At 53.2% G+C, this 17,949-nt stretch carries 14 protein-coding genes and 1 pseudogene; 7 read left to right on the top strand and 8 right to left on the bottom strand.

Features of this window, described 5'->3' with window-relative positions:
- Nucleotides 1–19: 19 nt before the first annotated feature.
- From D9980_RS10610 to D9980_RS10630, 5 genes are all read left to right on the top strand, one after another.
- Complete coding sequence (locus D9980_RS10610; protein ID WP_121607260.1) at nucleotides 20–1,756, top strand: ATP-binding cassette domain-containing protein; 1,737 nt, start codon at nucleotides 20–22, stop codon at nucleotides 1,754–1,756.
- The gene (locus D9980_RS10615; RefSeq protein WP_121607261.1) at nucleotides 1,756–2,889 is read left to right on the top strand and encodes an ABC transporter permease; all 1,134 of its coding nucleotides are present in this window, start codon (nucleotides 1,756–1,758) and stop codon (nucleotides 2,887–2,889) included. Before D9980_RS10610 ends, D9980_RS10615 begins: the two co-directional genes overlap by 1 nt.
- 9 nt (nucleotides 2,890–2,898) lie before the next feature.
- A complete protein-coding gene (locus D9980_RS10620; protein ID WP_121607262.1) occupies nucleotides 2,899–4,011 on the top strand; it encodes an ABC transporter permease in 1,113 nt (370 codons plus the stop codon).
- 243 nt (nucleotides 4,012–4,254) lie between these two features.
- Nucleotides 4,255–5,424 (top strand): p-hydroxyphenylacetate 3-hydroxylase oxygenase component, encoded by a 1,170-nt coding sequence (locus tag D9980_RS10625; protein WP_121607263.1) that lies wholly within the window; start codon nucleotides 4,255–4,257, stop codon nucleotides 5,422–5,424.
- Between the two features lie 20 nt (nucleotides 5,425–5,444).
- Nucleotides 5,445–6,389 (top strand): p-hydroxyphenylacetate 3-hydroxylase reductase component, encoded by a 945-nt coding sequence (locus D9980_RS10630; RefSeq protein WP_065683277.1) that lies wholly within the window; start codon nucleotides 5,445–5,447, stop codon nucleotides 6,387–6,389.
- A gap of 72 nt (nucleotides 6,390–6,461) precedes the next feature.
- On the opposite strand, the gene D9980_RS10635 is transcribed toward D9980_RS10630, so the two are convergent.
- Both D9980_RS10635 and D9980_RS10640 read right to left on the bottom strand, forming a co-directional pair.
- Entirely contained in the window at nucleotides 6,462–7,664 is a 1,203-nt protein-coding gene (locus tag D9980_RS10635; protein WP_121607264.1) for a Bcr/CflA family multidrug efflux MFS transporter, read from the bottom strand.
- Nucleotides 7,665–7,923: 259 nt separating this feature from the next.
- Nucleotides 7,924–8,784 (bottom strand): aldo/keto reductase family oxidoreductase, encoded by an 861-nt coding sequence (locus D9980_RS10640; RefSeq protein WP_121607265.1) that lies wholly within the window; start codon nucleotides 8,782–8,784, stop codon nucleotides 7,924–7,926.
- Between the two features lie 309 nt (nucleotides 8,785–9,093).
- On the opposite strand from D9980_RS10640, the gene D9980_RS10645 reads away from it, so the two are divergent.
- Together D9980_RS10645 and D9980_RS10650 are read left to right on the top strand one after the other, a co-directional pair.
- Nucleotides 9,094–9,546 (top strand): transposase, encoded by a 453-nt coding sequence (locus tag D9980_RS10645; RefSeq protein WP_121607266.1) that lies wholly within the window; start codon nucleotides 9,094–9,096, stop codon nucleotides 9,544–9,546.
- A gap of 106 nt (nucleotides 9,547–9,652) precedes the next feature.
- A protein-coding gene (locus D9980_RS10650; RefSeq protein WP_370454336.1) for an IS3 family transposase occupies nucleotides 9,653–11,013 on the top strand; the annotation gives its coding sequence in 2 pieces (ribosomal slippage) (nucleotides 9,653–10,168 and nucleotides 10,171–11,013; 1,359 coding nt in all).
- Between the two features lie 110 nt (nucleotides 11,014–11,123).
- Here the strand turns inward: D9980_RS10650 and D9980_RS10655 are convergent.
- From D9980_RS10655 to D9980_RS10680, 6 genes and pseudogenes are all read right to left on the bottom strand, one after another.
- Nucleotides 11,124–12,311, bottom strand: a complete 1,188-nt coding sequence (locus tag D9980_RS10655; RefSeq protein ID WP_121607267.1) for a sugar transporter — start codon at nucleotides 12,309–12,311, stop codon at nucleotides 11,124–11,126.
- A 173-nt stretch (nucleotides 12,312–12,484) separates the two neighbouring features.
- Nucleotides 12,485–13,201, bottom strand: coding sequence for an ABC transporter ATP-binding protein (locus tag D9980_RS10660; RefSeq protein WP_121607268.1), 717 nt, complete (start codon nucleotides 13,199–13,201; stop codon nucleotides 12,485–12,487).
- On the bottom strand, nucleotides 13,198–14,073 hold the full coding sequence (locus D9980_RS10665; protein WP_024485157.1) for an ABC transporter ATP-binding protein: 876 nt from the start codon (nucleotides 14,071–14,073) through the stop codon (nucleotides 13,198–13,200). The genes D9980_RS10660 and D9980_RS10665 overlap by 4 nt, the downstream gene beginning before the upstream one ends.
- Complete coding sequence (gene livM / locus D9980_RS10670; protein ID WP_121607269.1) at nucleotides 14,070–15,356, bottom strand: high-affinity branched-chain amino acid ABC transporter permease LivM; 1,287 nt, start codon at nucleotides 15,354–15,356, stop codon at nucleotides 14,070–14,072. Before livM ends, D9980_RS10665 begins: the two co-directional genes overlap by 4 nt.
- An 8-nt stretch (nucleotides 15,357–15,364) precedes the next feature.
- Nucleotides 15,365–16,278, bottom strand: a pseudogene (locus tag D9980_RS10675) (branched-chain amino acid ABC transporter permease LivH).
- 105 nt (nucleotides 16,279–16,383) lie between these two features.
- Nucleotides 16,384–17,502 (bottom strand): branched-chain amino acid ABC transporter substrate-binding protein, encoded by a 1,119-nt coding sequence (locus D9980_RS10680; protein ID WP_098930542.1) that lies wholly within the window; start codon nucleotides 17,500–17,502, stop codon nucleotides 16,384–16,386.
- Nucleotides 17,503–17,949 lie beyond the last annotated feature (447 nt).

Here is a 17,949-nt window from a genome sequence, read left to right on the forward strand (position 1 = left end):
GGCCAGGGGCAGAATAACAATGATAAAACCAACATTCGTTATTGAGATGGAGTCGCTGCAAAAACATTTCCCAACTCGCGAGCAACCCGCGGTCAATGGTTTGACCGCCGTATTGCACAGTGGTGCAGTAACGGGTCTTATCGGCCCTGATGGTGCAGGAAAAACCACCCTGATCCGCATGCTCGCTGGCCTGATGACACCAACCGGAGGGAAAGTTCGGGTGGCGGGGTTGGATCCCTGCACGCAATCTCGCCATCTACATACCATTCTGGGCTATATGCCGCAGAGGTTCGGTCTGTATGAAGACTTGACGGTCATCGAAAATCTGACGCTATACGCAGAGCTGCGCGGCATAAGAGGGGAACAGCGTAGACAAGCCTTCAGTCGCCTATTGACGTTTACCGATTTGACGCATTTTACCAACCGCATGACCGGTAAGCTTTCCGGTGGTATGAAGCAAAAACTGGGGCTGGCATGTACGTTACTCGGCCAACCCCAGGTTTTGTTGCTCGACGAACCCAGCGTAGGTGTCGACCCCATTTCACGTAGTGAACTGTGGCAGATGGTGCATGAGCTCGCCGACGACGGAATGTTGATCTTATGGAGTACCTCCTACCTGGATGAGGCTGAGCGATGCAGCAATATCCTGTTGATAAACGAGGGTAAGATTTTATTCAACGGCGTACCACAAACACTGACACAGAGCATGACAGGGCGTACCGTGCAAATTGAGACATCGGAAATCAGCCATCGCGCACTATTACAGCGAGCAATTGTCCTGCCAGAAGTTAGTGACGGCGTCATCCAGGGGAAATTTTTACGTCTGGCTTTGCAAGCGGGTGTCGATCGCCAGCAACTGCGACACAATCTCAATCTGTCCTGCGCGAAGATAACGGATACAGCCCCCCGTTTTGAAGACGCTTTCATTGATCTGCTTGGCGGTAATCAGAACAGTAAGTCAGTACTGACAGAGGTCCTGTCAGCCATTGAGGCAAGTCCAGATGAAACGGTTATTGAAGCCCGGGAATTAACCAAAAGGTATGGCGATTTTTTCGCCAATGACCGTGTCAGTTTCAAAGTACAGCGTGGTGAAATATTCGGCTTGCTTGGTCCCAACGGCGCGGGAAAATCCACAACGTTTAAAATGATGTGCGGGTTACAGGTTCCTAGTTCCGGCCAAGCTCTGGTTCTGGGTGAAGATTTGAAAAAAAATGCCAGTAATACACGCCAACGCCTGGGATACATGGCACAAAAATTTGCGCTGTACAGCAACCTGACGGTCGCGCAGAACCTGCGATTTTTTTCCGGCATTTATGGTCTGCGTGGCAAAAAGCAGCACGACAAAATGACTGAAATGATCGCCGCCTTCAACCTGCATTCCCTGATGGGCCAAAAAACAGATTCCCTTTCCCTGGGATATAAACAGCGTCTGGCCTTGGCCTGCGCCCTTATGCATCAACCAGACATTCTGTTTCTTGATGAACCCACCTCTGGCGTTGATCCCATTACTCGCCGGGAATTCTGGCTACATATCAATGGAATGGTGGATAAAGGCGTTACGGTAATGGTGACGACGCACTTTATGGAAGAAGCAGAGTATTGTGACCGCATTGCATTAGTTTACCGCGGAAAAATTATCGCTATCGGCACCCCAGACGAGCTTAAACACCAGATTGCCAATGCGCAAAACCCCGATCCGACGATGGAACAAACGTTTATCGCATTGATCAAAAATTATGATGCAGAGGAAGCATAATGGACAGCGATCGTTTTTCCTGGAGACGTCTGCACGCGCTGTGCATCAAAGAGATACGTCAAATCCTGCGTGACCCCAGCACTGGCTTGGTCGCAGTCGTTATCCCACTAATGCTGTTAGCCATTTTCAGTTATGGTATCAATCTAGACTCCAATCGGCTGAAGCTTGGCATACTGGTTGAGCAGCGAAGCAAGGACGCCAACGATCTCATCCAGGCCTTTACCAGTACGCCCTATATCACTCCTTTCCTCAGCATCAGCCGACCTGAGTTGACTGAAATGATGCAAGCCGGTCATATCAGCGGCATGGTGGTTATTCCTGCGGATCTCTCCAAACGTCTGGCACATCCGGACGAGCGGGCGCCACTGCAAGTGATCACCGACGGTAGCGATCCCAACACGGCCAACTTCGTTCAAGGTTATGTTCAGAGCATCTGGCAAATCTGGCAGTTGCAGCAAAGTAACGACCAGGGCCGCAATGATCGGCCGCTGATTGAGCCTAAAATACGCTACTGGTATAACCCAGCCGCGAACAGTCAGTATTTCATCGTGCCTGGCGCGATCACCATCATCATGACCGTAATTGGTGCAATTCTGACTTCGCTGGTCATTGCTCGCGAATGGGAACGCGGCACAATGGAAGCATTGCTTTCTACCCAAATCACACCGGCGGAGTTTCTGTTGTCCAAACTGATACCCTATTACCTATTGGGTCTGAGCGTGATGGGGCTTTGTATGCTGACCTCAACCCTGATCCTCGGCATCCCTTTCCGCGGTTCATATCTACTGTTGCTGCTCACCAGCAGTCTATTCATGCTCAGCTCACTCGGACTGGGAATGCTGATTTCAACAGTGACGCGCCTTCAGTTCAACGCCGCATTGATTTCAATGAACGCCGCCTTTTTGCCTGCCGTGATGCTTTCCGGCTTTATTTTCCCAATTGACAGCATGCCTGTGTTAGTTAGGGCTGTAACGTATATCATTCCCGCCCGCTTCTTCGTCAGCGCAATGCAAACCCTGTTTCTGGCAGGAAATATCGGCGTCGTACTGGTTACTAACCTGTTATTTCTAGTCTCTTCAGCAACCATACTGCTCTGGTTGACCGCCAATAAAACCCTACGACGACTAGATTAAGGAGCCTCTATGCTGTCTCGTTTATGGACATTGATCGCTAAAGAAATGCAGGCCCTTTTTAGCGATGCAGATACTCGTGCCGTCCTAATCGTCCCCGTTATTTTACAGGCTCTGCTTTTTCCCTATGCCGCTACGCTGGAGGTAAAAAACGCCACACTCGCCATTTATAACGAGGATAATGGTCTACAATCAATGGAGTTGATCCAGCGCTTGGCTATGGCGGATTCGTTCTCTCGTACCATCCTGTTGCATAATCCGCAAGAGATCAAAACGACGATAGATAACCAACGAGCGTTGCTACTGATTCGTTTTCCCGTCGATTTTTCCCAGAATATTATCAACGGCAATACGGCGTCGATTCAATTGTTGCTTGATGGCCGTAGCTCAAACAGCGCAAGGATCGCCGCCAACTATGCTCAGTCGATCATTTTGCAGTATCAGAACGAAATACTTGCTGATTATGGTTATGAAAAACCTAACAACAGCGAGTTAATCATACGTAATTGGTACAATCCGAGCCTGGATTTTAAATGGATGATCATACCCTCTCTGATCGCTATGATTGCTACTATAGGGGTCTTAATGGTCACCGCCCTTTCGGTTGCCCGCGAACGTGAACAGGGTACCCTGGATCAGTTGCTGGTGTCGCCCATAACTACCTGGCAGCTTTTTATCGGAGAGGCAGTACCAGCAGTGTGTGTCGCGTTCTTTCAGGCAACGTTGGTCTTGCTGATCGGTATTTTTTTGTTTTCGATTCCCTTCAGCGGTTCACTGTGGCTGTTTTATTTTTCTATGCTGATTTACGGCCTTTCACTGGTTGGTTTCGGGTTATTTATCTCATCACTGTGCCAGACCCAACAACAAGCATTTATCGGCACCTTTGGAATGGTGATGCCAGCAATTTTGCTATCAGGTGCTATTTCCCCTGTCGAGAATATGCCCCAGTGGTTGCAACACCTGACCATGCTCAACCCCATGCGCCATTTTGTGAATATCACCAAGCAAATATATCTGAAAGATGCCAGCATCAACATTGTCTGGGAAAGTCTGTGGCCTCTGATGATTATTACCGTTCTCACAGGAGGCATTGCATACATCATCTTTAGGAGCAAAATTGTCTGACTAGAGGTGTCCCATAACTTGAGGGTCCAGGTCATAATTAAAACAGCTCGAGGGCTCTGGGATAGTATCACCCGCTTTCGCAAACAAATGCATCACCAAGCCGGCTCTACACAAACCCGCCTCCAGATCACACCCTCAACATTTAACATGAAAAGTACAATTTTTTACCTGAATGTTACATTCCATTAAAATACCCTTCCCCCATACTCATCCCACGCCCACCCCTACCGAGGGAACCAACCGATGAAAACTAGCAACCCGATGCTGGAAAAATTACTGCCCATTCTGCCACTTATCGCTGCCAACGCCGCACAGGCGGAAAGCGAACGAAAAGTACCGGATGAGAATATCCGTTTGTTAAAAAGCATAGGTATGCACCGGGTGTTCCAACCGAAAAAATTCGGTGGCCTGGAAATCTCCCTGCCAGAATTCACCGACTGTGTCGCCGCGCTGGCCGGAGCCTGTGGCGGAACCGCCTGGGCTTTCAGTTTGTTATGCACCCACAGCCATCAGATAGCGATGTTTTCCCCCAAACTACAACAAGAGATCTGGGGAGATAATCCAGACGCCACCGCCAGCAGCAGTATTGCCCCGTTTGGCCGCATTGAGGAAGCCGAAGGCGGTGTCTATCTGAGCGGTGAAATGGGCTGGAGCAGCGGTTGTGACCATGCCGAATGGGCGATTGTCGGCTTTCGCCGCAAAAACGCCGACGGTGAGTTGCTCTACAGCTTTGGCGTGATCCCACGTAGCGATTACGAAATTCGTGATGACTGGTTTGCGGTTGGCATGCGCGGCAGCGGTTCCAAAACGCTGGTGATAAAAAATGCCTTCGTGCCGAACCACCGCATTGAGGCCGCTCAGGATATGATGCACGGGCGCTCTGCGGGTTTCGGCCTTTACCCAGACAGTAATATTTTCTACTCGCCCTATCGCCCCTATTTCGCCTGCGGTTTTGCCGCCATCAGCCTTGGCGTTGCGGAGCGCATGCTAGTCGCCTTTAAAGAAAAAACCCAAAACCGCGTGCGAGCCTATACCGGAGCCAGCGTGGGGACGGCCACCCCGGCGCTGATGCGTCTGGCAGAGTCCACCCATCAGGTTGCTGCCGCCCGCGCCTTTTTGGAAAAAACCTGGCAAGAACATGCCGAACACGGCCGAAAGCACCAATATCCTTCCCACGAGACATTGACGTTCTGGCGTACCAACCAGGCCTACGCGGTCAAAATGTGTATCGAATCGGTCGATCGCTTGTTCAGCGCTGCTGGGGCAACCAGTTGGATGGAAAGCAATGAGATCCAGCGCCTGTTCCGCGACTCGCACATGACTGGGGCACACGCCTATACCGATTACGATGTCTGTGCACAGATATTAGGCCGCGAGTTGATGGGGTTAGAACCCGATCCGACGATGGTATAACGAGCAGGAGAACCTATTTAATGACACATCACACAGAACCTGCTCTGGATCCACGCGCATTCCGGCGTGCGCTGGGCAACTTCGCCACCGGCGTGACGGTAGTGACGGCAGCAACCGCAGATGGCACCCGCGTGGGAGTCACGGCCAATAGTTTTAACTCGGTATCACTGGATCCACCGTTGGTATTATGGAGCATTGATAAACGCTCCGGCAGCTATGCGATCTTTGAACAAGCCAGCCACTTCGCCATTAACGTGCTGGCCGCCGATCAGATGGATATTTCCAATCGTTTCGCCCGCCCCAGCGAGGATAAATTTGCCGGGATTGAGGTGGAGGTCGGCGCGGGTGACGTACCTTTGCTTACCGACTGTGCCGCACGCTTTCAGTGTGAGAAATATCAGCAAGTTGACGGCGGTGACCATTGGATCCTGATTGGTAAAGTGGTGGCGTTTGACGACCTGGGCCGCGCACCGCTGGTGTATCACCAAGGATCCTATTCCATGGTGCTGCCTTATCCGCAGGTGGCGGAGCGCGTTGCACAGAATGCAGTAGGCAGCGCCAGGCAGGAACGCTTGAATAACAACGTCTTCTACTTGCTCACCCAGGCGCTGCGCAGCTATCAAAGTAGCTACCAGCCCAAGCAGCTCTCCACCGGGTTGCGGGCCAGCGAGGCCAGAATGCTGTTGGTATTAGACAGCGACGCCTGCCTTGATAAGGCCTGCCTGCTGGCGGAAATGGCGATGCCAACCAGAGAAATCGAAGAGGCGCAGGAAGCGTTGTACCGTAAAGGCTTGGTGTCCAGCACCGAGAATGGCCATCACTTGACCGAGGCTGGCGAACGCCAGGCCAGCGTGCTGAGAGATATTGCCGCCAAACAGCAAGAACAGGTCCTGTCCGCCTTCACGGCAGACGAAGTGGGCATTTTGAAGAAGCTGTTGCGCGGTATTATTGCCAATAGTCAGTGATTTAAATCGGTAAACCTCATGCGCATTGTCGGCAACGGCAATGCGCATGAAAACCTCACCACCACATCCTACCTATTCATGCAGCCGTGAACCAATACGCGCCACAGACATTCTCTGCCCTACCCAACCTAGTGCCGCGCAGACGGCCATCACCAACGTCATGGCAAACGGCGTATCATCCTGCAACCAGGAAACGGCCAGGCTTGCCAACGCCCCCATGCCAAACTGCAATGAGATAGCGAGCGCGCTGGCACTCCCAGCCTGTTGGCCACGTTGTTGCAACAGTAGCGACAGGCTGTTGGTGCCAATAGCATTCACCAGCGACATAAACAACACCACCAGAATCACCAGGATAGAGAGGCTCTGCTGATGGAACACCAGTAGCAATAACCCAAACAACACCTGGGCGCTGCTTTGTATCATCAACAGGCGCGGCAGGCTGTAGACCTTCAGCATCCGCACGTTCAGCAGCAGCACGGCGATCATGCCAATGACGTTGCAGCCAAACAACAGCCCGTAATACTGAGCAGGCACCTGGAAGTAGCTGATGTAGACAAAGGGAGAACCGCTGATAAAGGCAAACATGCCCGCGAAGGAAAACGCCAGGGTAGCAATAATGCCCATTGCTTCTCTGTCACGGACCAACAGGCAATAGTTATGAAACGCCTTCAGGATGCTGCCTGACTGCCCTGGCGGGGTTTTTAACGTCTCCGGCAGTACCCAGAACACCAATAACCCGCTGATACAACCCACCACCGCCAACAGCATGAAGATGGCTTGCCAGTCGAAGACCGTCAGCAAAGCACCGCCCAACAGCGGGGCCAGCAGCGGTGCAATCATGGTAACCAGCGTCATCAGCGATAATACTCGGGGCAGTTCATCTGAGGTATAAACATCTCTGGCGATAGCCCGCGCCATCACCACGGCGGCCCCGCTGCCAAATGCCTGTAGCGCCCGCAGTACCACCAATTGCTCAATCTGGGTGACCTGCGTGCATAGCACGCTGGCAATCACAAACAACAGCATGCCGCTAAGCAACAGCTTTCGCCTGCCTAGCCGATCGCTAAGCGGCCCGTACAGCAACATGCCGATGCAAAAACCGGCAAAGAATGCCCCCAATGAGTGCTGCATTTGCCCCTGTGTGGCATGCAGTTGCTGCCCCATAGCGGGTAACGCAGGTAGATACATATCAATCGACAGCGGGCCAAAAGCCACCAGCGATCCCAGTAGCGGGATCAACCAACGTGGCGGCCGGTTAGTAAAGGCAGGTGGCATAGCGGCTCCTCTATCATCAATAACGCCTCAGCGGTTGTGGGCGTGAGTCTTGGTGATTATTCGTTAACATATTAACAATCATCTGATGAAATGGACACATTTAAGACAACATTTGTGTCTTTCCTGACGAGAATGGATTTTGTTAATACATTAAAGAAAACAGGACTGGCGTTGATACGCAGAGGGCTGAGAATGCTGGGAAGATGTATTTTTAGCGGGAACCCAGAGCTCCCGCAGAGGTTATGGTTGCCGGGTTGCCTTACATCGCATTCAACTTCGCAACAGCATCGCTCGGCAGTTTGAGCTGGGCTACGGCAAGATTCTCTTTCAGATGGGCTAGGGAAGATGTCCCTGGGATCAGCAGAATGTTTGGTGAACGCTGCAGCAACCAGGCAAGTGCCACTTGCATAGGCGAGGCTCCCACCTGCTGCGCAACTTCTGACAACGTCGTAGACTGCAACGGCGTGAATCCACCCAGCGGGAAGAACGGCACATAGGCAATGCCCTTGCCAGCCAGTTCGTCGATCAGTGCGTCGTCATCCCGGTGTGCCAGGTTGTAATTATTCTGTACGCAGACAATCTCACAAATCTTCTGCCCTTGCGCAACCTGAGCCGAGGTGACATTGCTCAGCCCGATATGGCGGACCAGCCCCTGCTGTTGTAGCTCGGCTAGCACGGAGAGTGGCTCTTCAATCGACCCCTCTGCCGGGCCATGTGCATCAAACATGCAGCGCAGATTGACCACATCAAGCACATCCAACCCCAGATTACGCAGGTTGTCATGCACGGCCTGGGTCAGCTCGGCCGGAGAAAATGCAGGCAACCATGCGCCTTGCTCATCGCGGCGAGCGCCGATCTTGGTGACAATGACCAGATCGTCGGCATAAGGATGCAGTGCCTGGCGAATAATTAGATTGGTGTAATGCGGGCCATAAAAATCGCTGGTATCGATATGGTTGACCCCGTTGGCAACCACTTCACGCAGAACCGCGATGGCCGTTTCAGGCTCCTTCGGCGGACCGAAAACCCCAGGCCCGGCGAGCTGCATGGCGCCATAGCCGAGCCGCTTGACGGTATGCGTGCCGAGCGTAAAGGTACCTGACAGATGAGTGCTGGACATAATCAAACTCCTAATAAGATGGCGCAAAGTTCAGACGCTGCTATTACCAACGATAGGCAAACAATATATACCCGTCGCCTGGCAAGCTACAGCGTTCAAACCTATCCGCGACAGATTTATAGGTGCAAACCTATAACCAGGCTGTGCGGTGAGCATCTAGGGAGGGAATACCCACACAACACCATGTCCAACCGTAGGGGCGCTGCATGCTGCGCCCTTCTTTATCCTGCAAAACACCTCGCAAAAATAAACATTTGGCCTATTTGTACCAAACACCCTCTGATGAAATAACCAAAACCAGGAGGAAAAATGACACATGACCGTTCAAGAGAAAGCGTTCGCTTACGCAACTACGACTATGCTTCGGTGGGATTCTATTTTGTAACGATATGCACCCACCAGCGCCAATGCCTTTTCGGCACAATAAATAATTCAATCATGCAGCTCAATAACCACGGGCTTATCGCGGAAAAATGCTGGCTGCAAATACCTCAGCACTTTGCTGCTGTTGGGTTAGACCATTTTGTCGTGATGCCTAACCATATGCATGCGTTATTGCATATTCATATGGAGACTAACGCTACCGTAGCAACGATTATTCGCAGTTTTAAAGCCGCTGTGACTCGCCAGTTACAGCGACCTATCTGGCAACGTAACTATTGGGAAAGGGTTATTCGTACCGAAAGAGAGTTAGGGTTAGCGCGGGAGTATATCGCGAATAACCCTGCTCAATGGGGAACAGATAAAGCCGAGGATTATTAGCCTGGTGATTGCTCGTCCAAAGTTAACCATTGGTTATATGAACGGGCGCAGCATGTGAACTGACCCCCAAATGTTGGACAAACATCTGACATTTGGAGGAGCAGTTCTGATGAAGTATTCACTTCAGTTCAAACTTGACGCGGTCCGGCACTATCTTGCCGGACTCGGCAGTCAAAAACAGACCGCCAAGACGTTTTCTATTGCCCATGTTCAACTTCGCAGATGGATTGCCGCTTATCAGCATCATGGGGAACAAGGGCTGCGGGTAGGACGCAAGCCACATTACACGCCTGACTTCAGGCTCTCTGTCGTTGAGTTCGCGCTTTCAAATCCACTCTCTTCAGCGACGATCGCCGCCAAATTCGATATTCCCTGTTACCTTACTGTGGAGCGTTGGATTAAACTCTATCAGGAGAACGGGGCTGAAGCCCTCAACCTGAATAAGCGAAGTCGCCAAATGCGTCAGCATCCCAAAACCCCCCATGCCGATAAATCGCCTGATGAGTTGACACCCGAAGAGATGCGGGAGGAAATCGAGTTTTTACGTGCACAGAATGCTTACATAAAAAAGTTGAGAGCCTTGATGCAACAGAAAGAAGCCCAGACTCGTCGAAAAGGGCAAAAATAATCAGTGCATTGAGGTCAGAACACCGTTTGGATGCTTTGCTGTGGGCCGGAAAACTGCCGCGCAGTACGTATTACTATTGTTGTAAAAGCCATCAAGCACCGGATAAGTATGGTGAAACCAAGCAGCAAATAATGGCTGTTTTTAACGAGCATAAAGGCCGTTACGGCTATCGCCGGGTGACCAGTGTTCTTCGAAAGATGGGGGCTGTGCTAAATCATAAAACCGTGCAAAAACTGATGGTTGAACTGCAATTGAAATCGCCCGTTCGCCGTAAAAAGTACCGTTCGTACAAGGGACATGTCGGTAAAGTGGCCCCGAATACCTTGCAGCGCGATTTTACCGCGCAAGGGCCTAACCAAAAGTGGGTGACCGATATCACGGAGTTCCGGGTCGCGGATGAAAAGCTGTATTTATCGCCGGTACTCGACTTGTTTAACGGTGAAATCATTGCCTATGAGATGTCCCGTAAACCGGTGTTCAGCCTGGTAAAAACGATGTTGAACAAGGCGCTGAGTACGCTAAAAACGGAAGAAAAGCCGTTGCTGCACAGTGACCAAGGTTGGCACTATCAGATGGCGGCTTATCAGCATCAGTTGCAGGAAAATGGGATAGAACAGAGCATGTCTCGCAAGGGGAACTGCCTGGATAATGCGGTAATGGAAAACTTCTTTGGCCATCTGAAAGCTGAACTGTATTATTTACACCGCTTTGAGAGTGTGGAACAGCTGTCTGAAGAGATAGACATGTACATAGATTACTACAATAACCGACGTATCAAGCAGAAGCTCAAAGGCCTGAGCCCTGTGGAATACAGAACGCAGGCCTTGATGGTTGCTTAATTTTAAACCGTCCAACTTCTTGGGGTCAGTTCACATGCAGCGCCCCTACGTTCAGAACCGGTTGAAGTTTGTCAGCATGCAGCGTATCTACAAGGTGTTTGCCAGAGCTATCAAGCCCGATGGTGCTGCAAACGTTCACTGCGGTAGAAACTCAATACACACCAGCCGAGGGCGATCAGTGCCAACGGCGCGCCGACGAAGCCAATGTTTGGCATTCCCAGATGCAGGCTGACCTGGTTACCCAGCAACGCCCCGCCGCCGATCCCAAAGTTATACAAACCGGAGAATATCGCCATCGAGACATCGGTCGCATCCGGTGCCAGGCTGAGCACCTTCGCCTGCATGGAAAGACCAATCGCCATGATGGCCATGCCCCAGATCACACACAGCAACGTCAGAGTCGTTTCATTACCGGAGGCGGGCAACAGCAATAACAGGCTGAGGGCCAGCAGGCCAATTGCGCCCATAAAGAAACCCGACGGGAAGCGTTCGCTATAGCGGCTGAACAGCAGGCTGCCAACAATACCCGCAGCGCCGAACAGCAACAACATCAAGGTGGTAAAGTTGGCGGATAACCCAGCCACGGTCTGGATAAAGGGCTCGATGTAGCTGTAGGCAGTAAAGTGCGCCGTCACCACGATGATGGTCAACATATACAGGCTGACCAGCTCCGGGCGTTTGAACAGCAGGGGAACGCTGGCCAGTGAACCAGAATGCTCGCTTTTTAACACTGGCAGCAAGCGCCATAGCATCACCAACGCCAGGGTGGCGCACACGGCAATGCCAATAAACGTCATACGCCAGCCGAGCAATTGCCCCACCACTCGGCCTAACGGTAATCCCAACACCATCGCCAGCGCGGTTCCCCCCGCCAACATGCTCAGCGCCTGTGCCTTCTTGCCCGCCGGAGCCACCCGAATGGCCAATGACGCAGTGATCGACCAGAACACCGAGTGTGCCAATGCCACACCGGCGCGCGAGATCACCAGCGTGGTGAAGTTCCACGCCACCGCAGTGAGCACATGGCTGGCAATAAACAGGACAAACACCCAGATCAGCAATTTACGCCGTTCGATCTTGCTGGTCAGCAACATACAGACCAGCGACATCGTGGCAACGATCCAGGCATAAATCGTGATGATCAGCCCCACCTGCTCGGTTTGCATCCCAAAGCTTTGGGCAATATCACTCAATAACCCGACTGGGATAAATTCGGTGGTATTAAAGATAAATGCCGAAATGGCCAAGACGACCACGCGCATCCAGGCGGTCGAGCGGGAAGTGCTGATTTCATCCATTGTAAGGTGTTCCGGAACAGGGGCTGGCAGTGGTGCCATTTTAACTAACCCGTAACCAGAATGCGACCTAGATCACGTTTTTGTAGCGCTGTTTTTTTCAACAGTAGGAGCGCCGTATGTGACGCCCCTACGATCGAGGATGTTCAATGTGCCCCTCATCGGGGCGGTTACCTTTATGCGCCTCCCAGATAAGCCTTCCTCACCTCCTGATTGCTCAGCAGCTCCGCACCGCTGCCGCTCAGGCGGATTTGCCCATTGACCATCACGTAGCCCCGATCGGACAGCTTCAGCGCATGGTTGGCGTTTTGCTCCACCAGGAAAATTGTCATGCCGCCGTTGGCCAGCTCCCGCAGAATGCTGAAGATCTGTTTGACGATGATCGGTGCCAACCCCAGGCTCGGCTCATCCAGCAACAGCAGCTTTGGCCGGCTCATCAGCGCACGGGCTATCGCCAGCATTTGCTGTTCACCGCCGGACATGGTCATCGCCCGCTGGTTACGCCGCTCTTTCAGGCGTGGAAACAGCTCATACATACGCTGCATATCTTCAGCAGCATGATGGTTGCCGAGGGTAATCGTGCCCATCAGCAGATTTTCTTCCACGCTCATGTCAGGGAAAATCCGCCGCCCTTCCGGAGCCTGGGCAATGCCGCTACTGGCCACAAAATGCGTCGACCGCTGGCTGATATCCGTCCCCTGAAACAGGATCTGCCCACCGCTGATGCGAGGCTGACCAAAAATTGACATCAGCAAGGTGGATTTCCCCGCCCCGTTGGCCCCGATCAACGCTACGGTTTCCCCTTGCCTGACCTGCAATGACACCTGTTGCAGCGCCTGGATCGGGCCGTAATGGACATCTACCTCGCGAAATTCCAGCATCACCTCGCTCATCCCGCCAGCTCCTCTTCATCTGCGCCCAGATAGGCGGCGATCACGCTGTCATTGTGTTGGATCTCCTGAGGTGTTCCCTCGGCGATCACATTGCCGTGATCCAGCACGATCACCCGGTCGGAAATCTCCATCACCATTCCCATATCATGTTCGATCAGCAGCACCGTAATATCATGATGCTGGCGCAGAAAGCGGATGATCCGACTCAGGGTGGCGGTTTCCACCGGGTTTAACCCGGCGGCGGGTTCGTCCAGACAGATCATTTCCGGGGTGGTGCACATCGCGCGGGCGATCTCCAGCCGCCGCTGCTGGCCGTAGGACATCTCCCCCGCCAGCCGGTTAGCACAGTCCACCAACTCGACCACTTCCAGCCAGTAAAATGCGCGGTCCAGCGCTTCATTTTCTGCCCGGCGATAGGCAGGCGTATTGAGCACGCCAGCAATCAGGTTACGGTTACTCAAACGGTGTTGCGCCACCAGCAGGTTCTCCACCACCGACATCTCACGGAACAGACGGATATTCTGGAAGGTGCGGGCCAGCCCGGCACGGTTCACCAAGTGAGTACCACCAAACATTTTGTAGTACAGGCGCGACCCCAGTTGCGCGGGGTTAATCCAATCCCCTGCACGGAATTTCTGGCCGAGGATACGGATCACATCAATGGGCCGTTTGTGGGTATTGAGCAGGATCGCTCCGCCGCTGGCACGGTAAAAACCCGTCAGGCAGTTGAACACCGTGGTTTTCCCCGCGCCGTTCGGGCCGATCAACGCTGTGATCGACCCACGCTCCACCTCGAGATTTACATCGTTCAGCGCTTTGATGCCACCGAAATGCATCATCAAATGTTCAACGCGCAAAATGGCATCGCTCATGGTGCTACCCCCTTGCGTGGCGTAAAGCTGCTACGGCTGATACGCACCAGGCCGCGTGGCCGCCAGATCATCATCAACACCATCAGTACGCCAAACAGCAACACTCGATATTCGGCAAAGCTGCGCAGCAGTTCCGGGGCCACCGTCAGCACAAAAGCGGCCAGCACCACGCCGATAGTCGATCCCATTCCCCCCAGCACCACGATCGCCAGGATCAGCGCCGATTCAAAGAAGGTAAACGACGTTGGATTGACGAACCCTTGATAGGTAGCAAAGAACACCCCGGCGATACCCGCGGTGGAAGCTCCCATCATAAACGCCGAGAGTTTGACCAGCACATGATTAAGCCCGAGCGAACGGCAAGCGATTTCATCCTCCCGTAACGCTTCCCATGCCCGCCCTATCGGCATCCGCGTCAGCCGGTGTTTGACGAACAGCACCAGCAACACCACCAGACACAACACCACATAGATGAAGATAAACTTCAGGTTGGGGTTATAGGTAATACCGAGGAACTCGTGGATCGGTATTCCCCCTTCCTTGGCTCGGCGGCCGAACTCCAGGCCGAACAGGGTCGGAGCAGGAACCGAAACGCCGTTTGGCCCACCGGTTAACGACACCCAGTTATTCAGCACCAGGCGAATGATTTCACCAAAGCCCAGCGTCACAATCGCCAGATAGTCACCGTGCATACGCAGCACCGGGAACCCCAGCAATGCCCCGGCCAGCGCCGCCATTAGCGCTCCCAGCGGCAACATCGCCCAAAAGCCCAGGCCCAAATACTGATAGCCCAACGCCAAGCCGTAGGCACCAATGGCATAAAACGCCACGTAACCCAGATCGAGCAGCCCGGCCAGCCCCACCACAATGTTCAATCCCAGCCCTAACAACACATAAATCAGGCCGAGGATCGCCACGGTCAGCAGGTATTTGGTCGCCATAAACGGGAACAGCAATACCAACACCGCCAGCAGAGGCAGGATCCAACGCAGGCTCGTTCTGGCTCCGACTGGCCGAACATAAACACCGTCATTGCCCCCCTCAAAACGCGCCGACACCTTGTGCCCCAGCGGCGTTTGCAAAAACAGGCTGAGTAACAAGCGCCCCACCATGACTACCGCAAGAATCACCACCAGGCGACGGGGCTCAAAGTTGAAACTGTAGCCGTCCAGCACGATGCCGACGATCGGGCCAAACACAATCAGCGCGATCAGGCCCGCGAGAACGGCATCCAACAGGCTGCGTTTAATACTCAGCCCTTGATGAACTGTGGATTGAGACATAGTTTCCCTCACACCTTAGCGACCATTGGCCGCCCCAGCAGGCCCTGAGGGCGGAAAATCAGGATCACCACCAGCAGACCGAATGAAAACACATCCTTGTAATCCGAGTTCACCATGCCGGCGAACTGTGCCTCTGCCACCCCAAGCAGCAAGCCTCCGAGCATCGCGCCAGGCAATGAGCCAATGCCCCCAGCACCGCTGCGGTGAAGGCTTTGACGCCGATAATAAAGCCCACGTAAAAATCGAAGGTGCCGTAGTTCATGGTGACCAGCACCCCAGCCAGCCCGGCCATCGCCGCGCCAATCACAAACACCAGCGAGATCACCCGATCGGTATTGATGCCGAGTATCGATGCCATCTTGCGATCCTGTTGGGTAGCCCGGCAGATACGCCCCAGGCGCGTGCGTTGGATCACGTAGGTAAGCACCGCCATACCCAATAGTGCGGCGACCAGAATAAATACCTTGGTGTAGGTAATCTGGATCACACCGCCATCAAAATTGAGCCGAAAAACGCCGTCCAGCAGCGTGGGGATCCCCTGCTGGCGAGGCCCCTGACTAATTTGCGCGTAGTTCTGCAAGATCAGCGACATACCGATGGCAGAAATCAGCGGAGCCAGACGCGTGGAGTTACGCAGCGGTTTATAAGCGATACGTTCAATCACCCAACCATAAACGCCGGTGACCACGATGGTGAAAACCAGGGTGCCCAGGATCAACAGCGGGAAAGAGTGGAGACCAAAGAAGGAGAGCAGCGCCAGGCCAATCGCACACAGATAGGCAGAAATCATATACACCTCGCCGTGGGCGAAGTTGATCATGCCAATAATGCCGTACACCATGGTGTAGCCGATGGCGATCAGGCCATACACCGCGCCAAGGGTCAGGCCGTTAATCAGCTGTTGCAGGAAGAATACATCCATAATAAGCAATCTCACCTGATGGGCGAGCCGCAAGTTCAGCACCACGCGGCCCAAAGGGGGTTAAGGAACGGATCCGCCATACGCACGGATCCGTTGATCTTTACATCAGAGCTGGTGATATTTGCCTTTGTCATCCCATTGGTAGACCACGTAGTCTGATACCTTCAGGTCACCTTTTTTATCCCAGGCTTTTTTCCCCATCACGGTATCCACATCGTGAGATTTCAACCACTCGCTGGCCTTGGCACTGTCTTTACCACCGGTGGCATTGAACGCTGCAGCGATGGCCTGAATCGATGCGTAGGAGTACAGCGTGTACCCTTCTGGCTCAAATCCACTCTCGCGGAACTTGGCAATCACCGCTTTCCCTTCTGGGATCTGACGCGGATCGTTACCGAAGGTCATCAGCACGCCAGTGGTGTACTGTGGCCCACCGGCCGCCGTCACCAGTTCCTCGGTAACAATACAGTCGCCGGAGAAGAATTTGGCTTTCACCCCTTGCTCACGCATTTGGCGCACCAGCGGACCCGCCTCTGGATGGCAGCCGCCGAAGTACACCACGTCTGGATTAACCGAGGCGATTTTGGTCACCAGAGCGTTAAAGTCTTTCTCACCGCGCGACAGCCCTTCGTACATCACTTCCTTCACGCCACGTTTGTTCATTTCTGCCTTGGCGGCATCTGCCAACCCCTGGCCATAGGTGTCCTTATCATGGATAACGGCGATCTTTTTCGCCTTCAGGGTATCCAGCATGTAATTGGTGGCGATCACCCCTTGCTGGTCGTCGCGGCCGCACATACGGAACATGTTATTCATGCCACGTTCGGTGATTTTCGGGTTGGTGGAGCCGGGAGTGATGGCAATAATCCCGGCTTCGTCATACACCTCCGAAGCGGGCATGGTGGAAGACGAGCAGAAATGCCCCACCACCGCAGCGACGTGATCCTGATCGACCAGGCGGTTAGCTACCGAGACTGCCTGCTTAGGTTCACAAGCATCATCGCCTTGCACCAGCTTGATTTTTTCCCCTTTAATTCCCCCGGCCGCATTGATGTCTGCGGCAGCCTGCGAGGCCCCACGCCAGTATTGATCCCCATAGGTGGCATTTGGGCCGGAGAATGGCCCGGCGACGCCAATCACGATATCGGCATGTGCAGAAAAAGCCGTACTAAAACAACCAATAAGCAGAGCAGCAAGCGGGGTTTTTAGCAATCTCAATGACATTTTGCATTCCTCAGCACTGTTTTAGCGAAAGACCGTAGACCCGGCCAGTTGCAAATTGCGGCCAATAACGGCGGCAGTTGCAGGACGACGGGTGTATACCCTATGGATTTCAAGTTGGCCGCTCTAGCGCGTCCATGCGCTCGCGGCATTTGTACATCCCTGTACAGCACTGCTACACGACAAGCTTGCTCATCCCCAGGAGCTTACTTTTGTAAGTGACTGGGGTGAGCAAGCGCAGGTAACAACGCTGCAGCTTGAAAGACGACGGGTAAATGACGTGGAGCAGTCACTTTATGTGTAGTCGGGGAAAATAATTTGCGCGAGAGCGCAACCGATTTACCCGCGTTTATCCAAGCAAAAATCTAGCCATTGTGACGGCGCATACAAAAATAGAGCCGATTTGCTGGCGCTCTCAGCCGTAAAAATGAGGAGGCTCACTGGTTTTGG

Origin of the sequence: Serratia sp. 3ACOL1 (assembly GCF_003668775.1) — a bacterium.
GTDB classification, from domain to species: Bacteria; Pseudomonadota; Gammaproteobacteria; order Enterobacterales; family Enterobacteriaceae; genus Chania; species Chania fonticola.

Coding starts and splice junctions, on each gene's coding strand:
- D9980_RS10625 (WP_121607263.1), top strand. CDS start 4,255: ATGAAAACTAGCAACCCGATGCTGGAAAAATTACTGCCCATTCTGCCA.
- D9980_RS10610 (WP_121607260.1), top strand. CDS start 20: ATGATAAAACCAACATTCGTTATTGAGATGGAGTCGCTGCAAAAACAT.
- D9980_RS10665 (WP_024485157.1), bottom strand. CDS start 14,073: ATGAGCGATGCCATTTTGCGCGTTGAACATTTGATGATGCATTTCGGT.
- D9980_RS10620 (WP_121607262.1), top strand. CDS start 2,899: ATGCTGTCTCGTTTATGGACATTGATCGCTAAAGAAATGCAGGCCCTT.
- D9980_RS10630 (WP_065683277.1), top strand. CDS start 5,445: ATGACACATCACACAGAACCTGCTCTGGATCCACGCGCATTCCGGCGT.
- livM (WP_121607269.1), bottom strand. CDS start 15,356: ATGTCTCAATCCACAGTTCATCAAGGGCTGAGTATTAAACGCAGCCTG.
- D9980_RS10645 (WP_121607266.1), top strand. CDS start 9,094: ATGACACATGACCGTTCAAGAGAAAGCGTTCGCTTACGCAACTACGAC.
- D9980_RS10680 (WP_098930542.1), bottom strand. CDS start 17,502: ATGTCATTGAGATTGCTAAAAACCCCGCTTGCTGCTCTGCTTATTGGT.
- D9980_RS10660 (WP_121607268.1), bottom strand. CDS start 13,201: ATGAGCGAGGTGATGCTGGAATTTCGCGAGGTAGATGTCCATTACGGC.
- D9980_RS10615 (WP_121607261.1), top strand. CDS start 1,756: ATGGACAGCGATCGTTTTTCCTGGAGACGTCTGCACGCGCTGTGCATC.
- D9980_RS10655 (WP_121607267.1), bottom strand. CDS start 12,311: ATGGATGAAATCAGCACTTCCCGCTCGACCGCCTGGATGCGCGTGGTC.
- D9980_RS10640 (WP_121607265.1), bottom strand. CDS start 8,784: ATGTCCAGCACTCATCTGTCAGGTACCTTTACGCTCGGCACGCATACC.
- D9980_RS10635 (WP_121607264.1), bottom strand. CDS start 7,664: ATGCCACCTGCCTTTACTAACCGGCCGCCACGTTGGTTGATCCCGCTA.